Genomic DNA, 12,131 nt, shown 5'->3' on the forward strand with positions numbered 1-12,131 from the left:
TCCACGACGCCCAGTCGCACGCGGTGCTGCCGTACTCGCACTACCTGTCCAAGTTCACCGCCTACCTCCAGCAGCTGGACATGGAGTCCAACGGCAAGTCCGTGCAGCGCGACGGCAAGCCGGTGGACTGGCAGACCGGGCCGGTGGTCTGGGGCACGCCCGGCACCAACGGGCAGCACGCCTACTACCAGTTGATCCACCAGGGCACCAAGCTGATCCCCACCACCACCATCCTGGCCACCGAGCTGACCCCGTCCGTGCTCGGCCAGCTGATCGCGCTCTACGAGCACAAGGTGTTCGTCCAGGGCGCGGTGTGGAACATCGACTCCTTCGACCAGTGGGGCCGCACCCTCAAGAACGCATCGGAGAACTGATCATGCAGCTCGGTCTCATCGGCCTCGGCAAGATGGGCGGCAACATGCGCGAGCGGATCCGCCGCGCCGGCCACACCGTCATCGGCTACGACCGCAACCCCGAGGTCTCCGACGTCAAGAGCCTCGCCGAACTGGTCGAGAAGCTCGACGCGCCCCGCCATGTGTGGGTGATGGTCCCGGCGGGCACCGCCACCCAGACCGTCATCGACGAACTCGGCGACCTGCTCTCCCCCGGCGACACCGTCATCGACGGCGGCAACTCCCGCTGGACGGACGACGAGAAGCACGCCGCCGCGCTCGGCATCAAGGGCATCGGCTTCGTCGACGCCGGTGTCTCCGGCGGTGTGTGGGGCCTGAAGAACGGCTACGCCCTCATGGTCGGCGGCGAGAAGGAGTACGTGGACCGGCTGCGGCCGATCTTCGACGCGCTCAAGCCGGAGGGCCCGTACGGTTATGTGCACGCGGGCCGGGTCGGCGCCGGGCACTTCTCCAAGATGGTCCACAACGGCATCGAGTACGCCATGATGCAGGCCTACGCCGAGGGCTGGGAGCTGCTGGAGAAGGTGCATTCCGTGGAGAACGTCCGCGAGGTGTTCCGTTCCTGGCAGGAGGGCACGGTCATCCGCTCCTGGCTGCTGGACCTCGCGGTCAACGCCCTGGACGAGGACGAGCACCTTCAGGGCCTGCGCGGCTACGCGGAGGACTCCGGTGAGGGACGCTGGACGGTGGAGGCGGCCATCGACAACGCCGTGCCGCTGCCCGCGATCACCGCGTCCCTCTTCGCGCGGTTCGCCTCGCGCCAGGACGACTCCCCGCAGATGAAGATGATCGCCGCGCTGCGCAACCAGTTCGGCGGCCACGCGGTCGAGAAGAAGGGCTGACCCGCCGTGGGGGACCTCCTGCTGGTCCGCCACGGTGAGACGGAGTGGAGCAGGTCGGGACAGCACACCAGCTGGACCGACCTGCCGCTGACCGGACAGGGCGAGGAACAGGCCAAGTCCCTCGCCCCGCTGCTCACCGGCCGGACCTACGCCCGCGCGCTGTCCAGCCCGCTGGGCCGCGCGCTGCGCACCGCCGAACTGGCCGGCATACCCGGCATCGAGCCCGATCCCGACCTGCGCGAGTGGGACTACGGCGGCTACGAGGGCATCACCACCGCCGAGATCCACCGCACCCGCCCGGACTGGGATCTGTGGACCGACGGCGTCCCGCCCGGCCCCGAAGGTCATCCGGGCGAGTCCCCGGACGGGATCGGCGCCCGCGCCGACCGGGTCCTGGCCCGCGTGGCGCCGGCGTTGGCCGAGGGGGACGTGGTCCTGGTCGCCCATGCCCACTTCCTGCGCGTCCTCACCGCCCGCCGCCTGGGCCTGCCGCCCGCCGACGGCCGGCTGTTCCGGCTGGCCACGGCCACGGTCAGCCGCCTGTCCACGGAACACGGCCACCCGGTGATCGCGGAGTGGAACGTCCGGCCGTAGCGTGCCGGCCGCCGTCGGAGGCGGAGATTGACAGCCGGTTCGCTCCCGAGTCAGAGTCCGGCTGGTGGAGATCGACAATCTGACGGCGGCCGAGGAGCGCGTGTGGCGGGCGTTTCCGCGCGGGGAGTTCGTGGACTTCCGGGAGGCGGCCGACGAGGATCCCGCCGACGCGGCCGGGTGGGGGCCCGAACGGACCGTACGGGCCGGGGTGTTGCGGGCGCTGCTGCTCGACGGGGCGCGCGAGGACGGGGAGATACCGTCGCTGAGCGTGGCGGGCGCCCGGATCACCGGGCGGCTCGATCTGCAGTACGCGACGATCGACCACCCGGTGCGGCTGCGCCACTGCCACTTCGAGGAGGCTCCGCGCTGCTACGCCGCCCGGCTGCGTGAGCTGAACCTCAGCGAGTCCGTGCTGCCGGGCCTGGTCGCCCACGCCGTGCACGTGGACGGGGTGGTGCGGCTGACCCGCGCCCGGTGCCACGGCACGCTCCGCCTCGGCGGCGCCCGGATCACCGGCAGTCTGTACCTGGAGGGCGCCGAGGTGGCCGCGCCCGGCGCCGAGGAGCCGGTGCTCCAGCTCAACCAGGCGGTGCTCGGCGCCGACCTGTGGGCGCCGGGGCTGCGCACGCGGGGGCAGATCCGCCTCAACGGCGCGAGCGTCGCCGGGTCGTTGAACCTCAACGAGGCCCGGCTCGGCAACCCCGGGCACGCCGCGCTCGACGCGGAGACGCTCACCGTCGAAGGGGACATGCTGGTCCGGGAGGCTGAGGTGCGCGGCTGGACGGGCCTGCGCGGCGCCCGGATCGCGGGGCGGCTCGACCTGTCGTACACCCGGCTCGCGCACCCGGGCGGTACGGCGCTGCGGGCCGGCAGCTCCACCATCGGCGAGCTGTGGCTGCGCAAGGCCCCGCCCATGGAGGGCGCCCTCAATCTGCGCCGCGCCCAGCTCGACGTCCTGCTGCTGGAACCGGCATCGGTGCCGCGGACGGTGCTGCTCGGCGACCTGACGTACACCTCGCTCGTGCCGCACGAGCCGGCCGAGCGGCGGCTGCCGATGCTCCGGCGCGAGCGCGACGGGTATGTCCCGCACGCCTACGAGCAGTTGACGGCCGCCTACCGCCGAGTCGGCGACGATCACGCGGCCCGGCTGGTGCAGCTCGCCAAGCAGCGCCGGCACCGGCACACGCTGCCCTGGTACGGGCGGCTGTGGGGCCTGGTCCAGGACATCACCGTGGGCTACGGCTTCCGTCCGCTGCGGGCCGCCGGCTGGCTGCTGTCGCTGCTCGCGCTCGGCTCGCTCGCCTTCGCGCTGCACCCTCCGCGTCCGCTGAAGGCGGGCGAGGCGCCGCCGTTCCACCCGGTGTTCTACACGCTCGACCTGCTGCTGCCGGTGATCTCCTTCGGTCAGGACTCCGCGTTCGCGCCGCGCGGCGGGTACCAGGTGCTGGCCTACGTCCTGGTGCTCACCGGATGGATCCTGGCGACGACCGTGATCGCCGGTGTCACCCGCACGGTCAGCCGCCAGTGAGGCTCGTCCGCGCGGTCAGCCGTCCGTGACCCGGCCGGTGACCAGCAGGTCCGTCCAGGCCGCCGCCACCCGGTCCAGCGCGTAGGTGCGGCGCACCTGGGAGCGGGCCGTCTCGCCGGCCTCCCGCCAGGTCTCCCCGTCGGCGCCGAGCCCGGCGATCGCCTCGGCCATCGCCCGGGGGCCGGCGTGGATCCACCGCCGGTCGTAGATCTCGTCGGCGCCGGGCCACGGCAGCAGCGCGGGCACGGCGCCGGAGGCCATGCCCTCGGCCGGGGCGAGGTGGAAGGACTCGTCGTCGCTGGTGGACAGCACATGCCCGACGCGGCGCAGCCAGGTGGGCACGTCGGCGCCGAAGTCGTCGAAGACGACGGCCCCTTCGAGCAGCGGGGAGGTCTGGACGCGGCGCAGGATCGCCTCGTAGTGCGCGCGTTCCTCGGGCTTGTTCCAGATCCACCAGTACTCCCACGGCGGCTTGGACTTGACCGACAGCCGCCAGCGGCGGTCCTCGGCGCGCAGCAGTTCCAGGACGTCCAGGCCGAGGTCGAGGCGTTTGCGGCTGGGCGCGATGCCGATCATGCCGAGCCGGAACCGGGCGCCGGGTGCCTTGGGGCGGTCGAGCTGGTCGGCGTCCACCCAGTTGGGCACGGTGACGACCTTGTCCGCGGGCCAGCCGGTGTGTTCCAGGGTGCGGCGGGCGTAGTAGGGGCTGACGCAGACGACTCGGTCGACGGCGTCGATGTCGACCTGGTGCGGCCATTCGGCGTCGAGTTCGAAGCGGTGCAGGCGGATCACCAGCCGGCTGCCGCGCCGTTTGTGGCGGCTGTACCAGACGGCCGCCGGGCCGCACCACTCGACCACGACCACGTCGGCCCAGTCGGCGAGGTCGCGGCTCGCGGCCTGGTCGTGCCGGGCGAGCGCGGGCCAGGCGTCCACGCGGACGTCGAGTCCGGGCAGGGCGCGGAAGTGGTCCAGCAGCCGGGTGAGAAACTTCAGGTCGTGGCCGGCGACGCCGATCCGCAGCGGGCGGGAGCGGTGGGCGACGGCGGCGGGCGCGGGCGGGAAGACGCGGTCGAGGTGGGCGCGCCAGCGTCCGGCGGCGGCCGTCAGGGTGTACCGGCTCGCGGCGGCACGGCAGCGGTCGGCGGCGAGCCGGCGGGCCTCGGGGTCGCGGGCGGCACGGGCCACGGCCTCGGCGGCGTCCTCGGTCTCGGCCCGGCCGGGGACGTAGAGGGGGTAGTCGGGGCCCAGCAGCGCCTCGTGCGCGGGCGTGCGGTTGAGCACGACGGGCAGACCGAGGGTGCCGAACTCCAGTACCTTCGTGGACAGTTCGAGGCTGGCGTCGAGCCGGGGGTCGCGCCAGCCGAGGCCGAGGTCGCAGCCGGCGGCGATGCGCATGGCCTCCTCGCGGGGCCGGCCGCCGTGGTGCCGGACGCCGGGGGCGAAGCCGTGCAGGGCCCGGTGCATGGCCTGGTGGAACTCCGGCTGACCGGGGTCCTCGTGGATCTTGTCGCCGACGGTGTGGAGTTCGGCCCGGATGCCCCGCTCGGCCAGCAGGGCGGGCAGCCGGGTCATGGGCAGGGTGTTCCACAGCGGGGCGAACTTGCCGGTGTAGACGAGCCGCAGCGGATCGTGGGTCCGGTCGTGGTCCGGCAGCGGGAAGCCGGGCTCGGGCACGGCGGGCGGGCAGAGCACGCTGCGGCCACAGGCCTGGGGCACCCAGGTCTCCAGGAAGCAGCGCAGATCCTCGGTCTGGCACAGCAGCAGCCGGGAGGCGGCGGCGATCCGGCCGAGTTCGGTGCGGGCCCGCTCGGTCATCGCGGCGGCGGACTGCGGGATGTCGGTGAGGTAGGCCCAGATCCGGCCGTCGAAGTGGCCGTCGGCGACGACCTGGCCGACGATGCGGCGTCCGCGCAGCACGATCAGATCGCAGGACTCGTCCGCGTCGAGCCTGGTCAGCAGCCGCGACGCCTGCACCGGGGACAGTGGCCGGCCGGCCTGCCCGGGGACGAGCCGCTCCTCGGCGGGCCGGATCACGCTCACCCCGGGCAGCCCGGCCAGCGGATCGGTCAGCCGGCCGGTGTGCACCGGCGACTTGAGCACCAGCCGGGTCTCGCACCCGGCCAGGGACAGCGCCTGCACGGTCGACTGGGCCCAGACGGCGGAGCCGTCGATGAGGTTGAGGTCCACGTCGCCGTAGACCAGGGCCCGGATCACTCGGCTCATGACGGTTCCTTCCCGCGCACGGCGAACAGTCGGTGGCCCCGGCCGCACCAACCGGTGGGCGGGGTGCCCGCAAGGTGCAGGGACCGGCGGACCAGCAGCGGCCGGCGCAGCTCGGGGACGAAGGTGTAGTCGGCGGCGCCCGCCGCGTGGCCCAGCGCGTCGGCGCCCGAGTACTCCTGGGCGCACATCAGGTCCAGCAGCAGGGTGTCGGGGCGGTCCTCGGTGAGGTCGCTCCAGTCGGCGACCCAGGCCGCGGTGGGCGGCCCGGTGCGCACCGCGACGCCCGCGGCGTCGAGTTCGTCCAGGCCGGCCGCGTCGGGCACGACGACCTCGGCGGGGCGGTGCTGCTGGCCCAGCACCTGGGCGACGAGCCGGGCCGCCTCGTGCCGGTCGCGGGGGGCGGCGAGCACGGCGACCCGGCGTTCGGTCAGCGGGTCGGGCGCGCCGACCAGCCGTGCCAGCTCGGCCAGCCGGACCCGGGTGCTGTCCCACTGGAACGCCTCCCGCAGCCGCTCCCGGGCGTCCGCGCCCGGATCCAGCCGGGACAGCCGTACCCCGGTGTCGGCGTCCAGCACGGCGTCCCAGGCCAGCTGGGCGAGGCCGGGCGCGGCGGACGCCGGGGCGTCCCGCCACAGCACGGCCGGCCGGCCCAGCGCGCGGGCCTCGGTGAGGAGCCGGGCCAGCCGCCGGTCGAGGTCGGGGGCGGCGCCGGTGCCGGTGAGCGCCCAGGGGCCGTGTCCGGTGCAGGCGCTGAGCTGGACCACGACCGCGTCGGGGTCGGTGCGCCGCACGAGCAGGGGGCCGTCGTGCGGGAGCGGCCGGTTCACCACGGCGTCCGCCGCGAAGTCCTCGGCGGTCTCGTCGGTGAGCACGCCGGTGATCACCAGCCGGTCGCGGGGGGTGGCGGCGAACGCCCGGTGCAGGAGGTGAAGGCGGTCGTCGGCGGCTGCCTGCGCGGTGCGGGCGGCGGCGGGCCGGGGGGCGGGCGCGGCCTTGCGCGCGGAGCGGGTGCGCCACAGTCCGTACAGCTCGCGGGGCAGTCCGGGCATCTCGCGCCGGGGCGCGCGGGCCGCCGACACCAGGGCCCGGCCCACCTTCAGGGAGGTGGAGCCCTCCAGCATGTGCACCCGGGCCTGGAGCACCTGGACCCGGTCGCGGGCCTGGCGCAGGGCGGAGGCGAGCTGCTCCTTCTCCCGTACGGTGGCGGCCAGCCGGTCGGCGAGCCCGTCCTCGCGGACGGCGTCCCGGGCGCGTTCGGCCTCCTCGGCCCGGCGTTCCAGGTCCTGGTGGCGGGCGCGCAGGGTACGGGCGGCGAGGTCGGCGAGGACGTACTCGTCGGCCGTGCGCAGGGTGGTGGCGAAGCCGTCGGAGGGCACCGGGCGGCCGAACCAGTCGTGCGGGGGCAGGAGTTCGTCGGTGGTCAGCCGGGTGAACACCGCGCCCGCGTGCAGGTGGACGTAGTCGAGCGGGGCGGCGCGCAGCACCTGGCAGCGCTGGGTCACCAGGTCGTCCAGCAGCCGGTGGTAGGGGGGTTCGGGTCCGGGGTGGCCGAACAGCAGCAGGCCGCGGGCGCCGGGCCGCAGGCGGCGCAGTACGGCGAGCAGGGCGTCCTCGGTGCCGTGCACGGCGGGGTCGGGCCCGTACGACAGGAGCACCAGGTCGCCCTCGCGCGGGGCGCGTCGTCCGTCGTCGCGGCGCAGGGTGACGCCGTCTGGGAGGTGGAGGAAGGGGGCGAGGCGCAGGCCGGGGCCGGTGGCGTCGACGACCGTGGTGACGCCGTCCAGGTGCGGGTGGAGCAGATCGGTCAGGCGCATCAGCGGATCCTCGTGAAGACGTGGAAGCCGGTTACGGTTTCGCGGAAGCCGTAGGGCCGGAACTCGGTGTGCCGCAGGCCGAGGGGTTCGAGGGCGGCGCGGTAGCCGTCCGTGGGCCGGTGCCGGATCCGGCCGTCGCGGGCGCGGGGTACGGGCGTGTCCGCGTCGGTGACGATCAGCCGGCCGGTGAGGCGCGTCAGGGAGGCCAGGTTGCGCAGGGCCGCCGCCCACTCGGTGTCGTCCGGCAAGTGGAACAGCACGTCGACGCAGAGCACGACGTCGTACGGCCACGGGCTGCGCCACTGGTCGAGCCGGGCCCGGGTGTAGCGGGGGCCGTCGCCGGCGGCGCGGGCCCGTTCGATCGCCTCCTCGCCGGCGTCGATGGCGTCCACGCGGTGGCCGCAGCGGTCCAGGGCGCGGGCGAAGTAGCCGTTGCCGCAGCCCGCGTCGAGCACGAACAGCGGGGCGGCCGGCGAATGCAGGTCGCCGATCAGGGTGAGCAGGGTGCCGAGCCGGAGGGCGTAGAACAGTTCGTTGCCGGCCCGGTCGAGGTCCGGGTGGCCGCCGGCGGCCAGTTCGTCCTGCTCGCGGTGGCGGGCGTCCCAGTAGTCGAGGGGGGTGTCGTGGTGGAGGGGGGTGTCGTGGTCGAGGGCGGCGTCAGTCATGGTGCTCCAGCCACTGGGTGATCAGGCGGGCTATCCGGGGGCCGGCCTTGCCGTCCCACAGCGGTGGTCCCTCCGCGGGCGCGGCCGGGGTGCCGTCGAGTGTCTTGCCCAGGGCGGGGACCAGCTCGTCGGGGCCGATCAGGCGGTTGGTGCCGTGGGTGACGGTGACGGGGCGTTCGGTGGTGGTGCGCAGCGTCAGACAGGGCACGCCGAGCACGGTGGTCTCCTCCTGCACCCCGCCGGAGTCGGTGATCACGGCGGCGGCGCCGCGCACCAGGCTCATGAACTCGACGTAGCCGAGGGGTTCGAGGAGGTGCACGCCGGGTGCGCCGTCCAGACCGGCCGCGCGCAGCGCCTCCCGGCCGCGCGGGTGCAGCGGGACGGCGAGGTCCAGGTGGCGGGCCGCCTCGGTGAGCGCGCGGGCGGCGGCACGGGCGGCGGCGGGGTCGTCGACGTTGGCGGGGCGGTGCAGGGTGACCACGCCGTAGCGCTCGGGCAGATGGTGCGCGGTGCGGGCGGCGGCCGGGTCGAACAGGTCCAGGTGGGTGAGCAGGGTGTCGATCATCGGGTTGCCGACGAAGTGCACCCGGGCCGGGTCGGCGCCCTCCCGGGCGAGGTGACCGACGGCCTCCGGGCTGGTGGCGAACAGCAGCCCGGCGAGCTGGTCGACCAGGCGCCGGTTGACCTCCTCCGGCATCGCCATGTCGAAGCTGCGCAGCCCGGCCTCGACATGGGCGACGGGCAGGCCCAGCTTGGCGGCGGCCAGGGCGGCGGCCAGCGTGGAGTTGACGTCGCCGTAGACCACGACGAGGGCCGGGGCGCGGGCGGTCAGCTCGGCCTCCAGGGCCACCAGCAGGTCGGCGGTCTGCCCGGCGTGGCTGCCGGAGCCCACGCCGAGGTCGGTGTCCGGCCGGGGCAGTCCCAGTTGGCGGAAGAACACCTCCGACATCCGGGCGTCGTAGTGCTGTCCGGTGTGCACCAGGGTCTGGTCGCAGCCGGCCGACTCGAGCGCGGCGACGACCGGGGCCGCCTTCACGAAGTTGGGTCGGGTGCCGACCACATGGAGTACTGGGCCGTTCATGACGCCGTTCATGTCCTCGCCTTCCGCGGGCGGTCGAACAAAAGGCAGCACACGGGGAGACGAGGGGAGCGTCGTGCCCTGGCCGGCGCCGGTACGCGGGCGCGTCCGAGGCGCCGCGCGCCGCGTCGGCCTACCGTGGCGGCATGTCCCGTCGTGTCCCCCGCGCTGTCAGTCTGGCCGCATCCGTGGCCTGGGGCGAGTTGCGCCAGGACCCCGCGCGGGCCGCGCTGCTGGGGCTGCGGCTGCTGCCGGCGCGGCTGCGGCGCCGGGTGCGGCCGGTGGAGCGGTGGCTGGGCGGCCGGGCCCGGCCGGCCGGACCGGGCGCGCTGCCGTCCGCCGTTCGGGTGAGCGCGCCCGCCGGGCGGCCGGTGCGGCCGGTGCCCGGCCGGGTGCTGCACCTGGTGACCAACTCGCTGCCGTACGCCCACGCCGGCTACACCGTGCGCACCCAGAAGCTCGCCGAGGCGCAGCGGGCCGCCGGGCTCGATCCGCATGTGGTGACGCGGATCGGGTTCCCGGTGGCGCGGGGGGTGCTGGACGCCGGTGCGGTCCAGCTGGTGGGCGGGGTGCCGCAGCACCGGCTGCTGCCCTGGTGGCTGCCGTACGGGCAGGGCCCGGCGCTGGCCCGTAACGCCGAGCTGGCGGGGCGGCTGGTGGAGCGGCTGCGGCCGGCCGTGCTGCACGCGGCCACCGACCACGGCAACGGGCGGGTGGCCCTGGCCCTGCGCGAGGTCTACGGCCTGCCGGTGGTCTACGAGGTGCGGGGCTTCCTGGAGGAGACCTGGCTGAGCCAGGACCCGGCGCGTACGCCCGCGGACCCGGTCTACCGGGGGCGGCGGGCGCTGGAGACGGACTGCATGCGCCGGGCCGACCTGGTGCTGACGCTGGGCGCCGCGATGAAGGCCGAGATCGTGGCGCGCGGGGTGCCCGAGGAGCGGGTGCTGATCGTGCCGAACGCCGTGGACGGGGCGTTCCTCGGGCCGCCGCCGGACGGGGCCGCGGTGCGGGCCCGCCTCGGGATCGCCCCGGACGCGTTCGTGGTGGGCACGGTCGGCAGCCTCACCCCGCACGAGGGGATCGGCACATTGCTCCATGCGGGTGTACTGCTGCGGCGGCGCGGGATGCCGCTGCGGCTGCTGATCGTCGGGGACGGCCCGGAGCGGGCGCGGCTGGAGCGGCTGGCCGCCCGCCTCGGCCTGGCCGAGGACGGCACCGCCGTGTTCACCGGCCGGGTGCCGCACGCACAAGTCCGGGAATTCCACGCGGCGTTGGACGTGTTCGCGGTGCCGCGCACGGATGCCCGGGTGTGCCGTCTGGTGACTCCGCTCAAGCCGGTCGAGGCGATGGCGGGCGGGCTTCCCGTGCTCGCCAGCGATCTTCCCGCGCTGCGGGAACTGGTCGAACACGAGGTGAACGGACGGCTGATTCCCGCTGAATCGCCACAGGCTTGGGCGGATGAACTCGAAAGGGTGCTTTACAGTCATAAGCGACGGCTCGAATGGGGAGCCGCCGCCCGCGCGAGGGTCGCGCGGGAACGCACCTGGGACCGGGTCGCCGCGACGACCCGCGAGGCGTATCGCTCGCTGGGCTGCTTCTGAGGCCCCGCGAACCCCCCACCAGTGCAGCCGCGAAGGCCGGGTGAATCCCTATGCAGGTCGAACGGACCCCCTCGCTCGGGGACATGGAAGCGCCGCCGCCGTACGGACAGGTCGAACTCGCCGTCATCGGACTCGGCTACGTCGGACTGCCGCTGGCCCGTGAGGCGGCCTCGGTCGGCCTGCGGGTGGTGGGCCTGGACCGTGACCCACGGGTCGTCGCCGGGCTCAACTCCGGCCGCTCGCACGTCGGTGACGTCTCCGACGACGAGGTGCGCCGGATGCGCGCGGCCGGCTTCACCGCCACCCGCGACGACGCCTGTCTGGCGGGCGCGCAGACGGTGGTGATCTGCGTGCCGACCCCGCTCGGCGAGGACGGCGGGCCCGATCTGGGCGCGGTCGTCTCGGCGACCCGCGCGGTGGCCGGCCGGCTGCGCCCCGGACAGCTGGTGGTGCTGGAGTCGACCACCTACCCGGGCACCACCGAGGAGGTCGTACGGCCGCTGCTGGAGGAGTCCGGGCTGCGGGCCGGCGAGGACTTCGCGCTCGCCTTCTCGCCCGAACGGATCGACCCCGGCAACACCCAGCACGGGCTGCGCGACACCCCGAAGGTGGTCGGCGGCTGCACCCCGGCGTGCGCGGTGCGCGCGGTCGCCTTCTACGCCAAGTTCGTCAACATGGTGGTCCAGGCGAAGGGCACCCGCGAGGCCGAGATGGCCAAGCTGCTGGAGAACACCTACCGGCACGTGAACATCGCGCTGGTCAACGAACTGGCCATCATCAGCCGTGAGTTGCGCGTGGACGTGTGGGACGCGATCCGCTGCGCGGGCACCAAGCCCTTCGGCTTCCAGGCCTTCCGGCCGAGCCCCGGGGTGGGCGGGCACTGCATTCCGATCGACCCCAACTACCTGTCGTACAAGGTGCGTTCGTCGCTGGGGTACGACTTCCGGTTCGTCGGGCTGGCCCAGGAGATCAACCGGCGGATGCCGGAGTACGTGGTGCGCCGCGCCCAGGACCTGCTCAACTCCGCCGGCCGTCCGCTGCACGGCTCCCGGGTGCTGCTGCTCGGTGTCACCTACAAGCCGGACGTCGCCGACCTGCGCGAGACCCCGGCGGAGCCGGTGGCCCGGCTGCTGCGGGAACGGCAGGCCGCCGTCGCCTTCCACGACCCGCAGGTGCCGGGGTGGTCGGTGGACGGGGCGGAGGTGCCCCGCGTCGGCGATCTGACGGCCGCGCTGCGCGCGTACGACCTGACGATCCTGCTCCAGGACCACTCCGCCTACGACCTGCCGGCCCTCGCGGACACCGCGCGGCTGCTGTTCGACACCCGCGGGCGGATCAACAAGCCCGGCGTCGAAGTGCTGTAGGCCCTCGCC

Annotated in this window: 9 protein-coding genes and 1 pseudogene; 6 read left to right on the top strand and 4 right to left on the bottom strand. The window is 74.5% G+C overall.

Going from position 1 to position 12,131, the window contains the following annotated elements; all coding sequences use genetic code 11:
• From IH25_RS0108705 to IH25_RS0108720, 4 genes and pseudogenes are all read left to right on the top strand, one after another.
• A pseudogene (locus IH25_RS0108705) lies at positions 1-374 on the top strand (glucose-6-phosphate isomerase); the annotation flags it as partial.
• A 2-nt stretch (positions 375-376) separates the two neighbouring features.
• Positions 377-1,255, top strand: a complete 879-nt coding sequence (gene gnd / locus IH25_RS0108710; RefSeq protein WP_030605657.1) for a phosphogluconate dehydrogenase (NAD(+)-dependent, decarboxylating) — start codon at positions 377-379, stop codon at positions 1,253-1,255.
• A gap of 6 nt (positions 1,256-1,261) precedes the next feature.
• Positions 1,262-1,849: a histidine phosphatase family protein gene (locus IH25_RS0108715; protein WP_030605658.1), complete on the top strand. Its 588-nt coding sequence runs from the start codon at positions 1,262-1,264 to the stop codon at positions 1,847-1,849.
• Positions 1,850-1,913: 64 nt separating this feature from the next.
• Positions 1,914-3,377, top strand: a complete 1,464-nt coding sequence (locus IH25_RS0108720) for a hypothetical protein (RefSeq protein ID WP_030605659.1) — start codon at positions 1,914-1,916, stop codon at positions 3,375-3,377.
• A gap of 15 nt (positions 3,378-3,392) precedes the next feature.
• Here the strand turns inward: IH25_RS0108720 and IH25_RS0108725 are convergent, their stop codons facing one another.
• Genes IH25_RS0108725 through wecB form a run of 4 tightly spaced genes read right to left on the bottom strand, consistent with a single transcriptional unit; the run spans position 3,393 to position 9,160 of the window.
• Positions 3,393-5,600, bottom strand: a complete 2,208-nt coding sequence (locus IH25_RS0108725; protein ID WP_030605660.1) for a glycosyltransferase — start codon at positions 5,598-5,600, stop codon at positions 3,393-3,395.
• On the bottom strand, positions 5,597-7,414 hold the full coding sequence (locus tag IH25_RS0108730; RefSeq protein WP_030605663.1) for a hypothetical protein: 1,818 nt from the start codon (positions 7,412-7,414) through the stop codon (positions 5,597-5,599). Before IH25_RS0108730 ends, IH25_RS0108725 begins: the two co-directional genes overlap by 4 nt.
• Positions 7,414-8,079: a class I SAM-dependent methyltransferase gene (locus IH25_RS38530; protein ID WP_030605665.1), complete on the bottom strand. Its 666-nt coding sequence runs from the start codon at positions 8,077-8,079 to the stop codon at positions 7,414-7,416. Before IH25_RS38530 ends, IH25_RS0108730 begins: the two co-directional genes overlap by 1 nt.
• A complete protein-coding gene (wecB, locus tag IH25_RS0108740) occupies positions 8,072-9,160 on the bottom strand; it encodes a non-hydrolyzing UDP-N-acetylglucosamine 2-epimerase (RefSeq protein WP_030605667.1) in 1,089 nt (362 codons plus the stop codon). Before wecB ends, IH25_RS38530 begins: the two co-directional genes overlap by 8 nt.
• 143 nt (positions 9,161-9,303) lie before the next feature.
• Here wecB and IH25_RS0108745 point away from each other — a divergent pair, with 143 nt between their 5' ends.
• On the top strand, positions 9,304-10,758 hold the full coding sequence (locus IH25_RS0108745; protein ID WP_037654616.1) for a glycosyltransferase family 4 protein: 1,455 nt from the start codon (positions 9,304-9,306) through the stop codon (positions 10,756-10,758).
• A gap of 83 nt (positions 10,759-10,841) precedes the next feature.
• On the top strand, positions 10,842-12,122 hold the full coding sequence (locus IH25_RS0108750; RefSeq protein ID WP_030605672.1) for a nucleotide sugar dehydrogenase: 1,281 nt from the start codon (positions 10,842-10,844) through the stop codon (positions 12,120-12,122).
• The last annotated feature ends 9 nt before the right edge of the window (positions 12,123-12,131 follow it).

The organism is Streptomyces achromogenes subsp. achromogenes (assembly GCF_000720835.1).
GTDB lineage: Bacteria > Actinomycetota > Actinomycetes > Streptomycetales > Streptomycetaceae > Streptomyces > Streptomyces achromogenes.